This is a genomic window from Pseudomonas sp. EA_105y_Pfl2_R69, from assembly GCF_963970915.1.
Classification (GTDB): domain Bacteria; phylum Pseudomonadota; class Gammaproteobacteria; order Pseudomonadales; family Pseudomonadaceae; genus Aquipseudomonas.
In genome coordinates this window covers 1,090,525-1,112,381 of the sequence record NZ_CAXAOO010000001.1, presented here as the reverse complement: position 1 = coordinate 1,112,381, position 21,857 = coordinate 1,090,525, and the positions used below count along the sequence as shown (strand labels likewise).

The 21,857-nt window shown below is 64.7% G+C and carries 14 protein-coding genes; 9 read left to right on the top strand and 5 right to left on the bottom strand.

Features of this window, described 5'->3' with window-relative positions:
- The first annotated feature begins 8 nt into the window (after positions 1-8).
- The 7 genes from AACY13_RS04780 to rlmF all read left to right on the top strand — a co-directional run bounded on the left by AACY13_RS04780 (position 9) and on the right by rlmF (position 8,592).
- Positions 9-404 carry a DNA polymerase III subunit chi gene (locus AACY13_RS04780; protein ID WP_339459652.1) on the top strand — a complete coding sequence of 132 codons (396 nt, stop codon included), beginning with the start codon at positions 9-11 and terminating at the stop codon, positions 402-404.
- 169 nt (positions 405-573) lie between these two features.
- On the top strand, positions 574-3,420 hold the full coding sequence (locus tag AACY13_RS04775; protein ID WP_339459651.1) for a valine--tRNA ligase: 2,847 nt from the start codon (positions 574-576) through the stop codon (positions 3,418-3,420).
- A 174-nt stretch (positions 3,421-3,594) separates the two neighbouring features.
- Complete coding sequence (gene nhaC, locus AACY13_RS04770) at positions 3,595-5,043, top strand: Na+/H+ antiporter NhaC (protein ID WP_339459650.1); 1,449 nt, start codon at positions 3,595-3,597, stop codon at positions 5,041-5,043.
- 150 nt (positions 5,044-5,193) lie between these two features.
- Entirely contained in the window at positions 5,194-6,573 is a 1,380-nt protein-coding gene (nhaD, locus tag AACY13_RS04765; protein ID WP_339459649.1) for a sodium:proton antiporter NhaD, read from the top strand.
- Positions 6,574-6,629: 56 nt separating this feature from the next.
- Entirely contained in the window at positions 6,630-6,926 is a 297-nt protein-coding gene (locus tag AACY13_RS04760) for a winged helix-turn-helix domain-containing protein (protein WP_339459647.1), read from the top strand.
- A 14-nt stretch (positions 6,927-6,940) separates the two neighbouring features.
- Positions 6,941-7,501: a VTT domain-containing protein gene (locus AACY13_RS04755; protein ID WP_339459646.1), complete on the top strand. Its 561-nt coding sequence runs from the start codon at positions 6,941-6,943 to the stop codon at positions 7,499-7,501.
- A 62-nt stretch (positions 7,502-7,563) separates the two neighbouring features.
- Positions 7,564-8,592 carry a 23S rRNA (adenine(1618)-N(6))-methyltransferase RlmF gene (gene rlmF / locus AACY13_RS04750; RefSeq protein WP_339459644.1) on the top strand — a complete coding sequence of 343 codons (1,029 nt, stop codon included), beginning with the start codon at positions 7,564-7,566 and terminating at the stop codon, positions 8,590-8,592.
- Positions 8,593-8,885: 293 nt separating this feature from the next.
- On the opposite strand, the gene AACY13_RS04745 is transcribed toward rlmF, so the two are convergent.
- From AACY13_RS04745 to AACY13_RS04725, 5 genes are all read right to left on the bottom strand, one after another.
- On the bottom strand, positions 8,886-9,794 hold the full coding sequence (locus AACY13_RS04745) for a transglutaminase family protein (RefSeq protein ID WP_339459643.1): 909 nt from the start codon (positions 9,792-9,794) through the stop codon (positions 8,886-8,888).
- Entirely contained in the window at positions 9,791-12,286 is a 2,496-nt protein-coding gene (locus tag AACY13_RS04740) for a circularly permuted type 2 ATP-grasp protein (protein ID WP_339459641.1), read from the bottom strand. The genes AACY13_RS04745 and AACY13_RS04740 overlap by 4 nt, the downstream gene beginning before the upstream one ends.
- An 84-nt stretch (positions 12,287-12,370) precedes the next feature.
- Complete coding sequence (locus tag AACY13_RS04735) at positions 12,371-15,661, bottom strand: transglutaminase family protein (RefSeq protein ID WP_339459640.1); 3,291 nt, start codon at positions 15,659-15,661, stop codon at positions 12,371-12,373.
- Between the two features lie 353 nt (positions 15,662-16,014).
- Complete coding sequence (locus AACY13_RS04730) at positions 16,015-17,127, bottom strand: SO2930 family diheme c-type cytochrome (RefSeq protein ID WP_339459639.1); 1,113 nt, start codon at positions 17,125-17,127, stop codon at positions 16,015-16,017.
- The gene (locus AACY13_RS04725; RefSeq protein ID WP_339459638.1) at positions 17,127-18,365 is read right to left on the bottom strand and encodes a parallel beta-helix domain-containing protein; all 1,239 of its coding nucleotides are present in this window, start codon (positions 18,363-18,365) and stop codon (positions 17,127-17,129) included. Before AACY13_RS04725 ends, AACY13_RS04730 begins: the two co-directional genes overlap by 1 nt.
- A 150-nt stretch (positions 18,366-18,515) precedes the next feature.
- Between AACY13_RS04725 and AACY13_RS04720 the strand changes: the two genes are divergently transcribed.
- Positions 18,516-18,692: a hypothetical protein gene (locus AACY13_RS04720; RefSeq protein WP_003244646.1), complete on the top strand. Its 177-nt coding sequence runs from the start codon at positions 18,516-18,518 to the stop codon at positions 18,690-18,692.
- A 207-nt stretch (positions 18,693-18,899) separates the two neighbouring features.
- On the top strand, positions 18,900-21,854 hold the full coding sequence (locus AACY13_RS04715) for a sensor histidine kinase (RefSeq protein ID WP_339459637.1): 2,955 nt from the start codon (positions 18,900-18,902) through the stop codon (positions 21,852-21,854).
- The last annotated feature ends 3 nt before the right edge of the window (positions 21,855-21,857 follow it).

Here is a 21,857-nt window from a genome sequence, read left to right as displayed (position 1 = left end):
TGCACACCATGGACAGCCCAAAACCGCCGCAAAAACCCGCTCAGCTGCTGAACGACCTGGAGTCGATCCGCCAACTGCTGGGCGACGAAGGCCTCGAACCGCCGCTGCTGACCGAGTCGATCGACCCGGACAGCATCCCCCTGCTCTCGGATATCGTCACCCCGCCGCCCTTGCCGGCGACCCATACTGCGCTGTCCAGTGCGGCACCTGCACCCAGCCTGCGCGACACGGTTGCGCAAAGCATCAGCCGCGACAGCGAACTGAACCGCCTGGACAGCGAACTGCGCGCCGCCGCCGAGCTGATCCTGCAGGATGTGATCGACGACTTCGTGCCGCAGATCGAAGCCGAACTGAAACGCCGCCTGCAGGCGCGCCTAAGCCGCCTGCTGCCGCAGCGCAAATAGCCGCGCACTGCTGCCGGATGCAATCAGGGCTACGCACCTCGCCATACCCGCCCGACACAGCCGCCACCTCCGCCAGTCAGCCACGCCACGCTCGGCCTTACGTCGCTAGGGCCATCCCCGTTATACTTGTCGGCTTTTCCGACCAGCCGTCATAAGGGTCCCGCCGCGCATGGACAAGACCTACCAGCCGCACGCCATTGAAACCACCCTGTACCAGAACTGGGAGGCGAACAATTATTTCGCCCCGCAAGGTGCAGGCGAGCCCTATACCATCATGATCCCGCCGCCGAACGTCACCGGCAGCCTGCATATGGGCCATGGTTTCAACAACTCGATCATGGATGCGCTGATCCGTTTCCGCCGCATGCAGGGCCGCAACACCCTGTGGCAGCCGGGCACCGACCACGCCGGCATCGCCACCCAGATGGTGGTGGAGCGTCAGCTGGCCGCCGACGGCATCGGCCGGCATGACCTGGGCCGCGAGAAATTCCTGGAAAAGGTCTGGGAATGGAAAGAACAGTCCGGCGGCACCATCACCCGGCAGATTCGCCGTTTGGGCAGCTCGGTGGACTGGTCGCGCGAGCGCTTCACCATGGACGACGGCCTGTCCGAGTCGGTCAAGGAAGCCTTCGTGCGCCTGCACAAGGACGGCCTGATCTACCGCGGCAAGCGCCTGGTCAACTGGGACACCAAGTTCCACACTGCGATCTCCGACCTCGAAGTGGAAAACCACGATGAGAAAGGCAGCCTGTGGAACCTGCGCTACCCGCTGGCCGACGGCAACAAAACCGCCGATGGCAAGGATTACCTTATCGTCGCCACCACTCGCCCGGAAACCATGCTCGGCGACAGCGCCGTTGCGGTAAACCCGAGTGATGAACGCTACCAGGCGCTGATCGGCACCTTCGTTGAGCTGCCACTGGTCGGTCGTCGTATCCCGATCATCGCCGACGACTACTGCGACCCCGAATTCGGCACCGGCTGCGTAAAAATCACCCCGGCCCACGACTTCAACGACTACGAAGTCGGCAAGCGCCACAATCTGCCGCTGATCAACATTTTCGATGCCGACGCTGCAGTGCTGGCCCGCGCCCAGGTGTTCAATGTCGATGGCAGCGTCAATAGCGAGATCGACGCCAGCCTGCCGGCCGAATACGCCGGTCTGGATCGCTTCGAGGCACGCAAACAGATAGTCGCCGCCTTCGAGGCCGCCGGCCTACTGGAAAGCATCGACGCCCACGCCCTGAAAGTGCCGAAAGGCGATCGCTCCGGCACCATCATCGAGCCGTGGCTGACCGACCAGTGGTACGTCAGCACCAAGCCGCTGGCCGAGAAAGCCATCGCCGTGGTGGAAAGTGGCGAGATCCAGTTCGTGCCCAAGCAGTACGAAAATATGTATTTTTCCTGGATGCGTGATATCCAGGACTGGTGCATCAGCCGTCAGCTCTGGTGGGGCCACCGTATCCCAGCCTGGTACGACGATGCCGGCAACGTCTATGTCGGTCGCGACGAGGCGGAAGTGCGCGCTGAACACAACCTCGGTGACGCCAACCTGCGCCAGGATGAAGACGTACTCGACACCTGGTTCAGCTCGGGCCTGTGGACCTTCTCCACCCTCGGCTGGCCGCAGCAGACTGATTACCTGAAAACCTTCCACCCCACCGACGTGCTGGTGACCGGTTTTGACATCATCTTCTTCTGGGTCGCGCGGATGATCATGCTGTCCACCCACCTGACCGGGCAGATTCCATTCAAGACCGTGTACGTGCACGGCCTGGTGCGCGACGGCCAGGGCCAGAAGATGTCCAAATCCAAGGGCAACGTGCTCGACCCGCTGGACATCGTCGACGGCATCACCCTCGACGCCCTGCTGGAGAAGCGCACAACCGGTTTGATGCAGCCTAAGCTCGCCGAGAAAATCGCCAAGCAGACCAAAGCGGAGTTCCCAGAAGGTATCGCGGCCTACGGCACCGATGCCCTGCGCTTCACCAATCTGGCACTGGCGTCCACTGGTCGCGACATCAAGTTCGACATGGGCCGGGTCGAGGGTTACCGCAACTTCTGCAACAAGATCTGGAACGCCGCCAACTTCGTGCTGGAAAACACCGACGGCCAGGACACTGGCGTTAACGGTGAGGAAGCGGCCGGCGCTCCGGTCGAGCTGTCCTCGGTGGACCGTTGGATCATCTCTGCCCTGCAGCGCACCGAAGCCGAAGTGACCCGTCAGCTTGATGCCTTCCGCTTCGACCTGGCCGCGCACGCACTCTACGAGTTCATCTGGGACGAGTACTGCGCCTGGTACCTGGAGCTGGTCAAGCCAGTGCTGTGGGACGAGAACGCGCCAATCGAACGCCAGCGCGGCACCCGCCGCACCCTGATTCGCGTGCTGGAAGTGGCGCTGCGTCTGGCGCATCCGTTTATGCCGTTTATCACCGAAGAAATCTGGCAGCGCATCAAGACCCAGGCTGGTGTCAGTGGCGACACCATCATGCTGCAGGCCTGGCCGGTGGCCAATGAAAGCCGCATCGACGCCGCCGCCGAAGGCGATATCGAATGGGTCAAGCAGCTGATGCTCGGCCTGCGCCAGATCCGTGGCGAGATGAAAATTTCCATGGCCAAGCGCATCGATATCATCCTGCAGAACGCCAACGCGGAAGACCTGCGCCGTCTGGCCGACAACGCGCCGCTGCTGAACAAGCTGGCCAAGCTGGAATCGGTCCGCGTACTAGAGGCCGGCGAAGAAGCACCCATGTCCGCCACCGCTCTGGTTGGCGACATGCAGGTGCTGGTGCCAATGGCCGGGCTGATCGACAAGGACGCCGAACTGGCGCGCCTGGACAAGGAAATCGCCCGCCTGGACGGCGAGGTCAAGCGCGTCGGCGGCAAGCTCGCCAACGAAGGCTTCGTCGCCAAGGCCCCGGCCGAGGTGCTCGACAAGGAGCGCGCCAAGCTGGCCGAGGCCGAACAGGCCCTAGGCAAGATGGTCGAGCAGCGCGGCAAGATCGCCGCACTCTGATTGCCAGGCTGCACCCGCAAGCCCGCGCCCTTATCGGCGCGGGTTTCTTTTTTATGGGAGGGGCTTTCGGCTCTGGCATCCTGCTTCGCTCTACCTTCTGCATCCATGCAGTCGTAGCCGCGACTGTCGCCGCTGAAGCGCCTCCTACGGTTCATGTGATTTACCGGTACTGCCATGACTGCCTCTCGCTCCCCTTCCCTGCTCGACGCCCTGTTGCCGATTGGCGTGCTGGTGCTGCTGCTGAGCCTGTCCGTGTATCTCTACGGCGACAGTTCCTCCAGCGGGCCGAACCAGATCGCCCTGATGAGCGCGGCCCTGGTTGCCGGCCTGGTCGGGCTGAAGAACGGCCTGAAATGGGCCGAAATCGAGGACGGCATCCTCGCCGGCATCCATATGGCGATGAAGGCCAACCTGATCCTGCTGGCGGTCGGCGCACTGATCGGCACCTGGATTCTCGCCGGCACCGTGCCGACCATGATCTGGCTGGGCCTCAAACTGATTTCGGCCGAATACTTCTATGTCACCAGCTGCCTGATCTGCGCCCTGACCGCGCTGTCCATCGGCAGCTCCTGGACGGTGGCCGGTACCCTGGGCATCGGCCTGATGGGGGTGGCGGCAGGCCTGGGCCTGGACCCGGCGATCAGTGCCGGGGCGATCATTTCCGGTGCCTATTTCGGCGACAAGCTGTCGCCCCTGTCGGACACCACCAACCTGGCACCGGCGGCGGCCGGAGCCGACCTGTTCGCCCATATCCGCCATATGGCACGCACCACCACCCCGGCGCTGCTGATCGCCCTAGGGATTTTCTTCGTCCTGGGCCAACAAGCGGACAGCAGCCACGACACCGGCCGTATCGCCGAGGTGCTGACGGCCCTGGAGAGCCAGTTCAGCCTGGGCTGGCACCTGCTGCTGCCGGTGGCCTTCCTGCTCCTGCTCGCCGTGCGCCAGTGGCCGGCCTTCCCGGCGATCTTTCTCGCCGCCCTGCTCGGCGGGGTGTTCGCCCTGCTGTTCCAGCCGGACGTTATCGCGCGGCTGGCAGACCCGGCGGTCGGAGCCCTGGCCCCGCTGAAAACCCTGTGGACCGCGCTGTTCGCCGGCTATGAGTCGAGCAGCGGCAACCCGGCGCTGGACGGTTTGCTATCCAAGGGCGGCATGGCCAGCATGCTCACCACGGTATGGCTGATCATCTGCGCCATGTGTTTTGGCGGCGTGCTGGAAAAACTCGGCCTGCTGCAGCGGCTGCTGCAAAGTACCCTGCACCTGGCGAAAAGCACCAGCAGCCTGATCGCCAGCACCATCGCCACCACCATCGGTACCAATATCATCACCGCCGACCAGTACATAGCCCTGGTGCTGCCGGGCCGCATGTACCGCAGCGAGTACGAAAAGCGCGGCCTGGCACCGGTCAGCCTGTCCCGCGCCCTGGAAGACGGCGGCACCCTGACCTCGGTGCTGATCCCCTGGAATACCTGCGGGGCCTATATGGCCGCGACTCTGGGCGTGTCCACCCTGAGTTATCTGCCCTACTGTTTTTTCAACCTGATCATGCCGCTGCTGGCCATTACCCTGGCATTCGCCGCACCGCCCCGGCCACAGGCATCTACAGGCATGGAGCACGCCTGAACATGGGATACCGCTTAAGTAGTAGTACTAATTAGGGGTCGCATGCACGGAGGAAGGCCCTGCCAATTTGGGTGAAAATCAGGCATCTTTGCGTAATCGTAAAAATTTATGACCTTCCTTTTCTAACCCTCCCAAACTGGACCCTCAACCATGTATGCGTTAATGGCGTTAATTTTCGTCCTTGGCTACCTGTGTATAGCCCTGGAACATCCGCTCAAGATAGACAAGGCCGCCTCGGCCCTGCTCACCGCCGTATTGGCCTGGACAGTGCTGGTGCTGGGCGCTAACAGCATCACCCCGCTGATCGCAGCCGCCCTGGAGCACGGCAGCAGCGACACCACCCACTTCGTGGTCACCGAACTGCGCCACCACCTGGGCGAGATATCGGAAATCCTGTTCTTCCTGATGGGTGCCATGACCATCGTCGAGCTGATCGACGCCCATGAAGGCTTCAAGGTCATCACCGACCGCATCCGCACCAACAAGCGCGTGCACCTGCTGTGGCTGGTGGGACTGATCACCTTCTTCCTCTCCGCCGCCCTGGATAATCTGGCCACCACCATCGTGATGATCTCGTTGCTGCGCAAGCTGATCGACGATCAGAAGGAGCGCTGGTTCTACGCCGGCATCGTGGTCATCGCCGCCAACGCCGGCGGTGCCTGGTCGCCGATTGGCGACGTCACCACCACCATGCTGTGGATCGGCAATCAGATCACCGCCAGCGGCATCGTGGTCAAGCTGATCGTGCCGAGCCTGATCTGCCTGCTGGTACCGCTGACCATCATGAGTTTCGTGCTCAAGGGCGATATCAAGCCGCCCAAACTCAAGGAAAGCCTCGAGAGCCGCCGCGACCCGACCACCCCATTCGAACGCAATCTGGTATTCGTGCTGGGCCTGGGCGCGCTGATCTTCGTCCCGGTGTTCAAGACCATCACCCACCTGCCTCCCTATATGGGCATCCTGTTCGGCCTGGGCGTCCTCTGGGTCACCACCGAGATCATCCACCGCAGCAAGAACAGCGAAGACAAGGACCCCCTCTCGGTGGTCGGCGTACTGCGCCGCATCGACGTCACCAGCGTACTGTTCTTCCTTGGCATTCTGCTGGCGGTTTCCAGCCTGTCCACCGCAGGCCACCTGATCGATGTCGCCACCTACCTGAAAGACAGCCTGGGCAACATCTACACCATCGCCATCTCCATCGGCCTGCTCTCCGCCGTGGTGGATAACGTGCCTATGGTGGCCGGTGCCATGAAGATGTACCCGCTGGTCAGCCCCGAAGCCCTGGCCAGCAGCGCCGCCAGCGAACTGCCTTGGCTAAAAAACTTCGTGGTCAATGGCCACTTCTGGGAAATGCTCGCCTACTGCGCCGGCACTGGCGGCAGCTGCCTGATCATCGGCTCGGCGGCCGGTGTAGCGGCCATGGGCATGGAGAAGATCAACTTTATCTGGTACGTGAAGTACATCAGCGGCCTGGCCTTTGTCGGCTATATCGCCGGCGCACTGAGCTATATCGCCATCTTCGCCCTGTAATCGGCACTGCAGACGGACGCCCCGGTGGCGTCCGCTTCTTTATGCAAGGAGCGCCCATGGAAATCAGCAAAACCAGAACCAGCTTCTACCGCCGGCTCTACGTGGCCTGGCTGATCGACAGCGGCACGGCCACCAGCGTGCCCGCGCTGATGACCGCCACCGGCATGCCCCGGCGCACCGCCCAGGATACCCTGAGCGCCCTGGTCGAGCTGGACATCGACTGTGCCTTCCAGCAGGAAGACGGCGAGCGCAATAATGCCGGTCACTATGCCATTCGCAACTGGGGGCCGATCGACCCGCAGTGGATTGCCGTCAACCTGGCGCAGATCAAGAGCGTGCTGGGTTATCCCTAACCGCCGAGACCGCCATGCGCAGCTCCCGCCGCCTGTTACTGGTCATCCTGTTCCTGCTCGGACTATTCGCATTGTTCGAGGCCCTGGGACTGCGGACGCACTTTAATCTGCATACCCTGCAAGCCATGCTGTTGATGCATCCGGTGCTTGGCCTGCTGGCGTTTATCCTGCTATTCGCCCTGGGCAACCTGATTCAGATTCCCGGCTGGATCTTCCTCGCCGCCGCGGTGTTGGCACTGGGGCGGGTCTACGGCGGCATCGCCACCTTCCTCGCGGCCAGCGTTTCCTGCGTGTTCACTTACTTCACCATCCGCTACCTGGGCGGCGACGCCCTGCGCGGGCTGGACAATCGCCTGGCGCAGCGCCTGCTCGCTGGCCTGGATCGTCATCCCCTGACCAGCATCATCGCCCTGCGCATGCTGTTTCAGACCGTGCCGGCGCTGAACTACGCCCTGGCGCTTTCCGGCGTGCGCTTTCGCACCTACCTGCTTGGCACCCTGCTCGGCCTGCCGCTGCCGATCGCGCTTTACTGTCTGTTCTTCGATTACCTGGCGATGTGGCTGAATATTGTCTAGCGACGAGCAAGCCGCGCCCAGCTGTGGGAAAATCCCGCGCCCCAAGCCTTAGATCCCCTGCCATGTCCCTGCCGCCGAAACGCCCCAGCCGTAAACCCAGCGCACCGCGCCCTGCCCCTAGCAAACCTGCTGCAGGCAAGCCCGATGCGGCCAAGGGCCAGTTGCACCCGCGCAATCGGCACCAGGGCCGTTATGACTTTCCTGCCCTGATCAAGGCCAGCCCCGAGTTGGCGGCCTTTGTGATCATCAATCCCTACGGCAATGAGAGCATCGACTTCGCCAACCCGGCAGCGGTCAAGGTGTTCAACCGGGCGCTGCTCAAGCAGTTCTATGGCATCAGTCATTGGGACATTCCGGCGGACTACCTGTGCCCGCCGATCCCCGGCCGCGCCGACTACCTGCATTACCTGGCCGACCTGCTGGCCGCCAGCAATGGGGGTGAGATACCACGCGGGGCCAGGGTACGGGCGCTGGATATTGGCGTGGGGGCCAACTGCATCTACCCGCTGCTGGGTAACCGCGAATATGCCTGGCAGTTTCTCGGCTCGGATATTGCCGCCAGCGCCATCGCTTCGGCCAAGGCCATCGTGCAATCCAACCCGGGCCTCGGCGAGGCCATCGAACTGCGCCAGCAGAGCGACAGCACGCATATCTTCCAGGATTTGCTGCATGCCGATGAGCGTTTCGACCTGACCCTGTGCAACCCCCCCTTCCACGCCAGCGCGGAGGAAGCGGCCAGCGGCAGCAAACGCAAATGGCGCAACCTTGGCAAGCTCGATCCCAAGCGCAAACTGCCGGTGTTGAATTTCGGCGGCCAGGCGGCGGAATTGTGGTGCAAGGGCGGCGAGGCGGCGTTTGTCAGCCGCCTGATCGAGGAAAGCGCCGGGGTCGGCCAGCAGGTGCTGTGGTTCAGCAGCCTGATTTCCAAGGTTGGCAACCTGCCCGGCGTCTACAGCGCCCTGAAACAGGCCGGGGCGCTGCAGGTGCGCACCGTGGAAATGGCTCAGGGCCAGAAACAGAGCCGCTTCGTCGCCTGGACCTTCCAGACGCCCGAGCAGCAGCAGAACTGGCGGAAAACCCGCTGGTCGTAGGCTGGGTCAAGCACAGCGAGACCCTGGCTGTCCACGGCACCGCGTGAAGGGTGACGCTGCGGCGATATAAGCGCATGACTCCGGCGGTACACAGCGGCGAACCCAGCCTGCCCGCGTCCCGGAAGCTACCAGGGTAGCGCAGCCATCCCATTGCATACGCAGGAATGCGCTGCTGCACTCCGATGGGGCCAGCATTGGCCGGGACCTGACGGCAAAGAAAAATCTGCAACCGCCGACTGGTCGAGAGAGGCCTCAAGCAATAGGCAGGGTGCGCGCGTGGCGCACCCTAGGGGCTAGCCAGTTTGCCGGGTCGCCAACGGCAGCACCGTCACCTGCACCTCGGGGTCATGGCTGCCGCCGCCGAGAATCACCCCACGCAGCGGCGAGACATCGGCAAAATCGCGGCCCCAGGCCAGGGTGATATGTTCCAGGGCCGGGCGGATATTGTTGGTCGGGTCGAAATCCACCCAGCCCTGCTGCGGACAGAACACCGAGACCCAGGCATGTGAGGCATCGGCACCGATCAGCCGCGGTTGGCCGGGCGGCGGCTGGGTCAGCAGGTAGCCGCTGACATAGCGCGCCGACAGGCCCATGGAGCGCAGGCAGGCGAGCATCAGGTGGGCGAAGTCCTGACACACGCCGCGGCGCTCTTCCAGCACCTGCAGCAAAGGCGTGGCCACTTGGGTGGCGGCGGCGTCGAAGCTGAATTCGGCAAAGATCTTCTGCATCAACCCATCCACCGCCGCCAGCAGGGGGCGGCCGGGGCTGAAACACTCGGCGGCGTAGTCGACGAAGGCCTGCTTGAGACGCACATAGGGCGACTCGAAGCGAAAACGCGCCGCCTGCAGCAGTTCCGCCCCCATTGCCTGACCGCTGTAGCTGAGGGCCGCACGGGCCTGCTCCCAGGCGGGCGAGGCCTGCAGATCCAGCGCCGGCCGCGCCAGCACCTCGACCCGCAGACGGGCTCCGACCTTGAGTTCGTTATGCGGCCGCTCGAACACCAGGCGAGTCAGCGGGTTGCCGAACACGTCCAGGCCGTCCAGGCGCTGGCAGGGCTGCGGGCTGACCAGCAGCTGCTGCTCATGGTTGCGCTGCCAGGGGCAGGCCCGTGGCCACAGATGGGCCAGCTGCTGGGCCAGAGACACCGGGCTGGCGTAGCGGTAATGGGTGTCATGGAGTATCTGATAGCGGGCGCTGCTCATGAGGACTGGGTCCGCTGGCTGGCATCGACGTGCACGAAAAAGCGCAGGCCGAGGCGGTCGGAGACATCGCCCGTGGCCTGGCTGATGCTCGCCAGCAGGTCGGCCAGGCCCGCCAGTACCTCCTGCACACTGGCCGCGCCGAACAACGGGTTTTCCAGGCTGGCCAGGCTAAAGCGCGCCAGTTGCCCCTGCAGATGCTGCAGGCGGCGCTCGGCCGGCAGTTCGAAGCGCTCGCCCAGGCGCTCCAGGGAACGCAGCAGGGTGCGCACCTGGAACAGCACGGCGTGGGGGTTCTGCTCATCCAGCAGTAACAGGTCGAGTACCGGGATCAGCTGCGCCGAGGCCAGGTAACGGGTGCGATAAGTGATACTGCTGTTGCCCAGTTCCAGCAGCCATTCCAGCGCGGACTGGTCATGCGCCGCGCCGCTGCGGAGGAAGTTCGCCAGGCTGTCGCAGAGAAACTGCAGGCGCTCGATGCAGCGCCCGATCATCAGAAAGCGCCAGCCGTCGTCGCGCGTCATGTCGTCCAGGGCGAAGCCCGACAGCGCCGCCAGCGACATCAGCAGGCGCTCGAGAAAGTCCAGCAGCTCGCCGAAGTCGGCCTGTTCGGCGTTCAGCCCCTGGGCCTCGCGCTGCAGTTCGAGCAGGGCCTGCCAGTTGGCCTGGGACAGCTTGCCACGCACGCTGCCGGCCACCCACTGCAGGCGCTGCAAATTGGCGCGCAGGCTGTCCGGCCAGTCTTCGCCGAGCAGCGCCTCGAGCAGGCGCTGCTGCAGTTCGCCGCTGTCGGCATCCGGCAGCAGGCCCAGGCTCTCGCCCAGGCCCAGGGCGGTCTGCAACGCCAGGGGGTCATCGTCGTCGTCGACATAGCGCGCCAGCATGATGCGCAGCAGCCGCGCACTGTCTTCGCAGCGTTCGCTGTAGCGGCCGAACCAGAACAGGTTTTCCACCACCCGCGACGGCAGATAGGGATCGCTGCGCACCAGATCGGCCACCCCCAGCGGGCGCAGCCATTGCCAGGGCTCGCCGCCACCGTGGCGCTCGCCGAGCACCCAAGTGTCCTTGCTCGCGCCGCCGCGCTGCATCGACACCACTTCGGCATCGGCCTCGCCGGCCACCCGGGTCAGGCCGCCGGGCATCACCCGGTAGCCGCCGTCGGCGCTGGCCACGGCGAACACCCGCATGCCGATGGCGCGCGGGGCCAGCTGGCCTGCTTCGGGCTGCCAGACCGGTGCCTGCGACAGCTGCGCCAGGGCCTGGGCGACATAGGCGTAGGGCCGCGCCTTGAGCCGTTCGGCCAGGGCGGCGCGCTGTTCTTCGTCCAGTTCGCGGCCGAATACCGGGGCAAAACTCTGCGAGGGAAAGCTGGCGCGCACCAGCAGCTCGTCGAGCTTGTCCAGGGCCTCGTCCAACACCGGCGGCTCGCCGCACCACCAGCTGGCGATGCTCGGCAGCAGCAGCTCCTCGCCCAGCAGCTTCTCGGCGATGGCCGGGAGAAAGCCCGGCAGGCCCGGGGATTCCAGGACGCCGCTGCCCAGGGCGTTGGCCACCAGCACATTGCCCTGGCGCACCGCTTCGAGCAGGCCGGGCACGCCGAGGGCCGAGTCGGTACGCAGCTCCAGCGGGTCGCAGAAGTCGTCATCCAGACGACGCAGCAGCGCATGCACGCGGCGCAGACCGGCCAGAGTCTTGAGGTAGACCTTGGCGTCGCGCACGGTCAGGTCGCTGCCTTCCACCAGCGGATAACCGAGCTGGCGCGCCAGGTACAGGTGCTCGAAATAGCTCTCGTTGAAACGCCCCGGGGTGAGCAGCACCACCAGCGGCGTCTCGCCGCCGGCCGGTGCCTGGCGCGCCAGGGTGTCCTGCAGGGTGCGGAAGAAACCGGCCAGGTACTGCACGCGCAGGTCGCGATACAGCTCGGGAAAGGCGCGGGAGACGATCTGCCGATTTTCCAGGGCATAGCCGGCACCTGAGGGGGCCTGGGTGCGGTCGGCGGTGACCCACCAGCGGCCATCCGGGGCGCGGGCCAGGTCCACCGCGTACAGGTGCAGATAGGTACCGCCGGGGGGCTGCACGCCCTGGCAGGGCCACAGGTAGTTGTTGTGGCCAAACACCAGTTCGGCCGGCAGCAGGCCCTCGGCCAGCAGCTGCTGCGGGCCATACAGGTCGGCCAGCACGGCATTCAATAGGCCGGCACGTTGGGCCACGCCGGCGGCGATCTGCTGCCACTCTTCGGCCGGAATCAGGTTGGGCAGCAGGTCCAGCTCCCAGGGTCGGTCGGCACCGTCGGGGTCGGCATAGACGTTGTAGGTCACACCGTTTTCCTGAATCTGCCGCGCCAGCAAGGCCTGGCGCTGGGCTAGTTGCGCCGGGCTGCTGCGCTGCAGACGCTCCAGCAACAGCCGCCAGTGCGGGCGCACCTGACCGGCGGCGTCGAGCAGTTCGTGATAGGCCCCGGCAGTCAGGGGGTAGTCGGCAAGCAGGTCGGGCATGGCAGGCTCGATAAATGGCAGCGCTCCCATCGCCGCTTTATGGAGAGCGCGTGATGATCCTCTCCCCATGAAGCGGCGATGGTATTAAACGAGGCGCAGATCCAGGGTCATGGGCATTTCATTATTATTGATCGGGGCCAGTGCCGGGCGCTTGCCCGGGCTGTGGCCCAGGCGGAAGAAGCGCGCCAGTCGCCGGCTCTCGGCTTCAAAGGCGTTTACCGGCAGGCTGTCGTAATTGCGTCCGCCCGGATGGGCGACATGATACTGGCAACCGCCGAGCGAGCGCTGCATCCAGCTGTCCACCAGGTCGAACACCAGCGGCGCGTGCACTTCGATGGTCGGGTGCAGGCAGTTGGCCGGCTGCCATGCGCGGAAACGCACGCCGCCGACAAATTCGCCGACCTTGCCGGTGGGCCGCAGCGGCACCGGCACACCGTTGCAGGTCAGCACATAACGATCGCTCGGCAGGCCGCCGAGCTTGACCTGCATGCGCTCCAGCGAGGAATCGACATAGCGCACCGTGCCGCCGCCCCCGCCCTCCTCGCCCAACACATGCCAGGGCTCCAGGGCCTGGCGCAGCTCCAGCTCGATGCCCTTGACGTTGAAGTCGCCGGACTTGGGAAAGCGGAACTCGAAGTGCGGGGCAAACCATTCGCCGTGCAGGCGATAGCCGCAACCGTCCAGCTCCTGCAGCACGTCGGCGAAATCCTGCTCGATAAAGTGCGGCAGCAGGTAGCGGTCATGCAGCTCGGTGCCCCAGCGCACCAGTCGCGCAGGCGCATAGGGCTCGCGCCAGAAACGCGCGATCAGGGCGCGGATCAGCAGTTGCTGGGCCAGGCTCATCTGCGCATGCGGCGGCATCTCGAAGGCGCGCAGCTCGAGCAGGCCGAGGCGACCGGAGGCGGAGTCCGGCGAATACAGCTTGTCGATGCAGAACTCGGCGCGGTGGGTGTTGCCGCTGACGTCCACCAGCAGGTTGCGCAGCAGGCGATCGACCAGCCAGGGCGGGCAATCGCGACCCACTTCGGGCATCTGCGCGAAGGCGATTTCCAGCTCGTACAGGGCATCGTTACGCGCCTCGTCGATGCGCGGTGCCTGGGAGGTGGGGCCGATAAACAGGCCGCTGAACAGGTAGGACAGCGACGGATGGTTGTGCCAGTAGCTGATCAGGCTGCGCAGCAGATCGGGCCGACGCAGAAAGGGCGAGTCCGCCGGGGTCGCGCCGCCGAGGACGAAGTGGTTGCCGCCACCGGTGCCGGTGTGGCGGCCGTCGATCATAAACTTCTCGCTACTCAGGCGGCACTCGCGGGCCTGCTGGTAGAGAAACTCGGTGCGCTCGACCAGCTCAGCCCAGCTGGCGGCCGGGTGGATATTCACCTCGATCACGCCGGGGTCCGGGGTCACCCGGAAGAACTGCAGGCGCGGGTCCAGCGGCGGCTCGTAGCCTTCCAGCAGCACCGGGCAGTTCAGCTCGGCGGCAGTGGCCTCGATGGCGGCGACCAGCTCCAGATAATCCTCCAGGCGCACCAGCGGCGGCATAAACAGGTAGAGTTTGCCGTCCCGCGGTTCGGCACACAGCGCCGTGCGCACCACGGCGGCGGCCGACTGGCCGAGCAGCGGGCGCTTGCCCGCGCCGTTCTGGCTGCCCGGCCAGACGCCGCGCAGCTGCGGCTTGATCTGCGCCGCAGCCGGTAGCGGAGCGAATACCTGGCTGGGGTCTTCCGGAGTCACATAGGGGTAATCGGCCTCGCTGACCCAGGGCTGGGAATCCAGCGGCAGGCGATAGCCCATCGCCGAATCGCCCGGTATCAGCCGGCAATGCTGATCACGCAGGAACCAGCTGCCGCTCTGCCAGCCCAGTTGCTTGGCCTGCCTGGCCAGCGGCAGGATATGCCCGACCACCTTGTCCAGCCCCTGTTCGAACACCTTGCGCAGGCGCTCGCGCTCCAGCGGGGCGGCCAGACGCGGGTCTTCGGCGCTGACATTGATCGGCAGCTTGCGCTCGCGCCACAGGTAGTAGAAACGGTCCTCGTAGGCCGGCACACAGTATTGGCCATCCACCCCCAGACGTTCGGCCAGCAGGCTGAGAAAGTCGGCGGCCTTGGCCGCATCGACGCCATAGTCCTGCTGCTCGTCGGCATACAGCGCCGGGTTCTGCCACAGCGGCTCGCCGTCGCGCCGCCAGTAGGCATTCAGCGACCAGCGCGGCAGCTGTTCGCCGGGGTACCACTTGCCCTGGCCGAAATGCACCAGCGCCTGCGGCGCATAGTGCTCGCGCAGGCGCTGGAACAGATCGCTGGCCAGGCGGCGCTTGTTCGGCCCCAGGGCGGCGGTGTTCCATTCCGCATCGTCGGGGTAATCGAGGGCAACAAAGGTCGGCTCGCCGCCCATGGTCAGGCGTACGTCCTGCTCTTGCAGGTCCTCGTCGATCTTCTCCCCGAGGCCGACAATCGCCTGCCACTGCGCCTCGCTGTAGGGCTTGCTGACGCGCGGCGCTTCCCAGATGCGCTCGACCCACATCTCATGGCTGAACTCGCACTCGCATTCATCCACGCCGCCGCTGATCGGCGCGGCCGAGGACGGCTCCGGGCTGCAGGCCAGCGGAATATGACCCTCACCGGCGAACAGGCCACTGGTGGGGTCCAGGCCGATCCAGCCGGCACCGGGCAGATAGACCTCGCACCAGGCATGCAGGTCGGTGAAATCCACCTCGGTACCGGATGGGCCGTCGAGGGATTCCATATCGGCTTTCAACTGGATCAGGTAACCGGAGACAAAGCGCGCCGCCAGGCCCAGGTGGCGAAACAGCTGCACCAGCAGCCAGGCCGAGTCGCGGCAGGAGCCGGAGCCTTTCTGCAGGCTTTCTTCCGGGGTCTGCACGCCCGGTTCCAGGCGGATCAGGTAGCCGATATCGGTGGCCAGGCGCTGATTGAGCGCCACCAGAAAGTCCACGCTGGGCAGTGGCGTGCGCTCGATGCCGGCCAGATAGTCCGCGAAAAGAGGCGTGAGCGGCAGCTTGACCAGATAGGGAGCCAGCTCCAGCTGTTCGCCCGCGGTATAGGCGAAGGGGATTTGCTCGGCGTAGGGTTCGAGGAAGAAGTCGAAGGGATTGAACACCGCCATTTCGGCGACCAGATCGACCTCGATCTTCAACTCGCGGGTCATCGAAGGGAACACCAGACGCGCCAGGTAATTGCCCTGAGGGTCCTGCTGCCAGTTGATAAAGTGCTCGCCCGGCTCGACCTTCAAGGCGTAGGACAGCACCCGGGTACGGCTGTGCGGTGCAGGACGCAGGCGTACGACCTGGGGGCCGAGGTTGACCGCACGGTCGTAGCGGTAGTGGCTGACATGGTGCAAGGCGATATGGATCGACACAGCGGGCCTCCTGCAAACCTGGGCGATAAGCCTGGCAGCGCAAGACTTATGCCAGTGGCCCGGGCCCCATGGACCGGGGCTTGCAGCCTGGCCAGCGGGGTACAACGCACCACAACAGGGCCAGCCATGCCCCACGCCTGCCGCGGCGCACGAAAACAGGTCGCGTGCCCTTTGACAGGCTGTACCCATTAAATGGCCCACCAGGCGTTTCTAAGGAGGCCTTGGAAAATCAGTAACGGGTAGGGTGCGCCGTGCGCACCAGCGTGATCCATAAGGGCTTGGTGCGCACAGCGCACCCTACAACGTCAGGCCATCACCGACGCCTGGCGCAGCACAATGCTGAAACATGGCTCTTAACAATCCCCTTGCAGGCTGGCAACCCAGCGCTGCAGCACCTCGACGCCTTCGGCATGCACGGTGGAGCGCCCCAGCTCCGGCATCATGATGCTCGGATCCACGCTCTCCATTCGAAACAGCAACACCGACTTATCCGGCTGGCCGGGGTGAATGTCCACCAGGCGGTTACCCGAACCTTTACCCGCGGCTACCGGCTGCTTGCACAGGCCATAGCTGATGCCGATGGCGGTGGCCGGATCGAGCAGCAGCCCCGAGGTACGCCCCGGCCCCCTGGGGTTATGACAGTGGCTGCAGTTGGCATCCAGGTAGCTGCGCGCCTGCTGCTGCAGGCTTTCGTCTGGCCGCGGGATCGGCCATAGGGCGTTCTGCGGCACGCCCTGCAACCCAGCCGGCAGCGCCCGCAGACGGCCCTGCTGCTGCCAGTGCTGCAACTGGTTGCGGGAGCCATCGGCGTAGGCAAAATCCTTGTTCAGGTGCCGCGCCTTCGGGCCCAGCGGGTTGTTGCCCTGGCCGGCGCGCTCCTCATGACAGCCGGCGCACTGGTTGGCATCCGGCACCTGATAGGCCACAGGGTGAGTCTTGCCGTCGGCATCCAGCAGGCTCAGCTCGCGGCTGTCGCCGGCCCACTGCAGATAGGCCTCCTGCTGTTGTTCGCCCCACACATAGGGCAACGCCACCCAGCCGTCCTGCTGCTTGAGCAGGATGCGCGTCTCGATCAACTGCACCCGCGCAAGCTGCAGGCCACGCTGCGGGTCGCGATCATCCTGCTCATTGAGCAGCAAGCGGCCCTGGGCATCCTTTGGGTAGTAGAAGGTCTTGCTCAGCACCGTGCCGACCGGGTAGTCGAAGTGCGCCTTGCCGTAGGTCGCCGCCGTGCCGGCGGGCATCCAGACGGAGCGCAGCTTGTGCGCATAGTCGGTGAAAAGCGGGGTATTCAGGTCATAGGGCAGCGCCTCGGCAATCGGCGCGATAAAACCATCGGCGCGCGGCAGCATGCCCCACTCGCTGAGCGTTTGCGGGTAGTTGTCGCCTTGCGGCAGGTACAACGGAGCCGGCTGCTGCTCGCAGCCGGCCAGGAGCAGCAGCGCCCCCAGCAGCAGCCTGCGCATCAGGCCTCCTCGGGCGTATCGGCAGCAGCCAGCTTGACCGCCGGCAGTGCTGGCAGGCTGCAACGGTAGTCGGCCATCTCGGTGCTGATGTTCTTGTAGTTGTTCGGCCCGTCGACGTTGATCATCGCGGCCGCGCCATTATCGATGCAGATCGCCCGCTCGGCCGGCAGCTTGCCGTCGACCAGGATGTCCTGGTTGACGTAACCGTCCCAGAGAATATCCGGCAGCCGCCCACTGAGACCGAACTGGCTGACCTTAAGCGCCTTCAGCTCCAGATGATCCGGGCTGTCGCCAGCGGGGCCGAAGCGGTTGCCGTGGATATGGATGCCTTCCGGATAGGGGTCGAAGTTCTCGGCGGTGGAGAGGTCGCTGTAGCCGGTGCTGAAGTAGCTGCTGATGATCACGTTGGCGGTCTTGTGCTCGCCGATATCGTTGTCGAACACCTCGACATCATCATTGGAGTTGATCACCACCCCGGAGCCGGCCGGTACGCTGGCCACGGGCGTGCCCTTGTGGCCGAAGTTCCTGTGGTTGTTGCCTTCGATCCTGTTGCGGAACACCCGCGTGACCCGCCCGGCCTGGGGCAGGTTGGGCATGTTGAACACCAGGATGCCGCCAGTGTTACCAGTGGCGACATTGTCATACACATCGGCGTCGAGGGTGTTTTCGATCTCGATACCGGCGACGTTGCGCTCGGCGCGACTGTTGCGCACCACCACATTGCGCGACTGGCCGACATAGATGCCGGCGTCCGATGCGCCGATGGCCACCACGCCGTCGATCAGGGTGTTCTCGGTCTGCACCGGATAGATGCCATAGGCACCGTTCTCGGTAGCCGGACCGTTGGTCCATTCGGTGCGCACGCGGCGGATGATGATGTTCTTGCCACCCACCACTTTCAGCGCATCACCTTTGCTGTCCTCCAGGGCGATGTCCTCGATGGTGAAGTCCGAGGCGTCTACCAACAGGCCTTCGGCACCGGACTTCTGCCCCTTGAAGCTCAGAATGGTCTTGTCCATGCCCGCGCCCCTGATGGTCACACCGTTGACCTTGAGGCTCAGGCTGCGATCGAGTTGGTAGGTGCCGGCGGGGATTTCGATCAGGCTGCCGGACTTGGCCCGGATCAGCTGGGTCTGTAGCGCTTTCTGGAAATCCAGGTCGGCCAGCGGGGCCGGCTGTTCGCTGCAGGCGGCGAGCAGCAACGGCAGAACAAGGACTGCAAGCGAGGCAAGGCGCATGGGGGTGCTCCGGTTTTTTCTTATTAAAGTGGAACCATAGTACCAATTAGATATGAAAAACCAAACCTCGCCTGCCGCCGAACCATCGGCCGCCTACGCAGAGCCGCGCGCATCCGTTACCATCGGCGCACTTCCGAGACGAGATGCAGCATGTATATCTACCGATTGGTGCTGATCCTGGTGGTGGGGATCTACCTGTTTTCCCCGGCCATCATGGACTGGTGGATCGACCCCAATGGAGCCTGGTACCGGCCCTATCTGCTGTGGCTGATTCTGATAGTCGTGACCTTTATTCTGCAGAGCCAACGCGATGCCGATGAACTCTGAGCTGCTGCGGCGCAACATGCGTGACCGCCCTTTACCTTTAAGCCGCAGAGCCAGCACGATGCCGATGAACTCTGAGCCGCTGCGGCGCAACCTGCGTGACCGCCCTTTACCTTTAAGCCGCAGAGCCAACGCGATGCCGATGAACTCTGAGCCGCTGCGGCGCAACCTGCGTGACCGCCTTTCACCTTTATTCGCAGAGCCAACCCGATGCTGACGAGCTTTAGCCTGAGCCAGCTGATCCTGATCAGCGCCGCCTATCTGCTGGTCCTGTTCGGCGTGGCCTGGGTCAGCGAGCACGGCCTGATCCCGCGCTGGATCATCCGCCACCCGCTGACCTATATCCTCTCCCTCGGCGTCTATGCCAGCGCCTGGGCCTTCTATGGCACGGTAGGTCTGGCCTACCAGTACGGCTACGGTTTTCTCGCCAGTTATCTGGGGGTGTCCGGGGCCTTTCTGCTGGCCCCGGTGCTGCTCTATCCGATTCTGCGCATCACCCGCACCTACCAGCTGTCATCATTGGCCGACCTGTTCGCCTTCCGCTTTCGCAGCACCTGGGCCGGGGCCCTGACCACGGTATTTATGCTGATCGGCGTACTGCCGCTGCTGGCCCTGCAGATCCAGGCGGTGGCCGATTCCATCGGCATCCTCACCCGCGAGCCGGTGCAGGAACGCGTGGCCATGGCCTATTGCGGCCTGATCATCCTGTTCACCATCCTGTTCGGCGCACGGCATATCGCCACCCGCGAGAAACACGAAGGCCTGGTGTTCGCCATCGCCTTCGAGTCGGTGGTCAAGCTCACCGCCATCAGCATCATCGGCCTGTATGCCCTGTATGGTGTCTTCGACGGCCCGCAGGACCTGCAGTCCTGGCTGGTGCAGAACCAGGCCTCGCTGACCAGCCTGCATACCCCCTTGCAGGAAGGCCCCTGGCGCACCCTGTTGCTGGTGTTCTTCGCCTCGGCCATCGTCATGCCGCACATGTACCACATGACCTTTACCGAGAACCTCAACCCACGCGCCATGGTCAGCGCCAGCTGGGGCCTGCCGCTGTTCCTGCTGCTGATGAGCCTGGCGGTGCCGCTGATTCTCTGGGCCGGACTCAAGCTGGGAGCCACCACCAACCCGGAATACTTCACCCTGGGCGTGGGCATCGCGGTCAATAGCCAGACCCTGGCGCTGATCGCCTATGTCGGCGGCCTGTCGGCCTCCAGCGGGCTGATCATCGTCACCACCCTGGCGCTCTCGGGCATGGTCCTCAACCACGTGGTGCTGCCGCTGTATCAGCCGCCGGCCGAAGGCAATATCTACCGCTGGTTGAAGTGGACCCGCCGCGCGCTGATCCTGATGATCATCATGGCTGGCTACGGCTTCTATGTATTGCTCGGGGCCGAACAGGATCTGGCCAACCTGGGCATCGTCGCCTTCGTCGCCACCCTGCAGTTCCTTCCCGGCGTGCTCTCGGTGCTGTACTGGCCCACCGCCAACCGCCGCGGCTTTATCGCCGGGCTGCTGGCCGGCATCGGCGTGTGGGTGGTGAGCATGCTGTTGCCGATGCTCGGCAACCTGCAGGGTTTCTACCTGCCCTGGTTCAACGTCATCTATGTGCTGGACGACAGCAGCTGGCACCTGGCGGCCATCGCCTCGCTGGCCGCCAACGTGCTGGTGTTCACCCTGGTGTCGTTGTTCAGCGAAGCCAGCGACGAGGAAAAGAGCGCCGCCGAAGCCTGCGCGGTGGACAACGTGCGCCGCCCGCAACGGCGTGAACTGCTGGCCGCCTCGCCCCAGGAATTCGCCGCCCAGCTGGCCAAGCCCCTGGGGGCCAAGACCGCCCAGCGCGAAGTGGAACAGGCCCTGCGCGACCTGCATCTGCCCTTCGATGAAGGCCGCCCCTATGCCCTGCGCCGCCTGCGCGACCGCCTCGAGGCCAACCTGTCCGGGCTGATGGGTCCCAGTGTGGCCCAGGACATAGTCGAAACCTTCCTGCCTTATAAGGCGGGCAGCGAAACCTATGTCACCGAGGACATCCATTTTATCGAGAGCCGCCTGGAGGATTACCACTCGCGCCTCACGGGCCTCGCCGCCGAACTCGACACCCTGCGCCGCTACCACCGCCAGACCCTGCAGGAACTGCCCATGGGCGTCTGCTCCCTGGCCAAGGACCAGGAGATCCTGATGTGGAACAAGGCCATGGAAGAACTCACCGAAATCCCCGCCCAGCGCGTGGTCGGCTCGCGCCTGAGCACCCTGGGCGAGCCCTGGCGCGAGCTGCTGCAGAGCTTTATCGAACTGCCGGACGAGCACCTGCACAAACAGCGCCTGGCCCTCGATGGCCAGACCCGCTGGCTCAACCTGCACAAGGCGGCCATCGCCGAACCCCTGGCCCCGGGTAACAGCGGCCTGGTGCTGCTGGTCGAGGACCTCACCGAAACCCAGCTGTTGGAAGACAAGCTGGTGCACTCCGAGCGCCTGGCCAGTATCGGTCGCCTGGCCGCCGGGGTGGCCCACGAAATCGGCAACCCGATCACCGGCATCGCCTGCCTGGCGCAGAACCTGCGCGAGGAACGCGAGGGCGACGGTGAACTGACCGAGATCAGCCAGCAGATCATCGAACAGACCAAGCGCGTGTCGCGCATCGTCCAGTCGCTGATGAGCTTCGCCCACTCCGGCAGCCACCAGAACAGCGAAGAGCCGGTGTGCCTGGCCGACGTGGCGCGCGACGCCATTGCCCTGCTGTCGCTGAACAAGCGCAGCATCGAGGTGCAGTTCTTCAACCTCTGCGACCCCGACCACTGGGCCTGCGGCGACTCCCAGCGCCTGGCCCAGGTGCTGATCAACCTGCTGTCCAACGCCCGCGACGCCTCGCCGCCCGGCGGCGCTATCCGCGTACGCAGCGAGGCCCTCGAACACAGCGTCGAGCTGATCGTCGAGGACGAAGGCAGCGGCATTCCCAAGGCCATCATCGACCGCCTGTTCGAACCCTTCTTCACCACCAAGGACCCGGGCGAAGGCACGGGCCTGGGCCTTGCACTGGTCTATTCGATCGTGGAAGAGCATTATGGACAAATAACAATCGACAGCCCGGCCGACCCCGAGCAGCAACGCGGAACCCGTATCCGGGTCAGCCTGCCGCGGCATGTCGAGACGACGTCCATAGCGACTTAAACC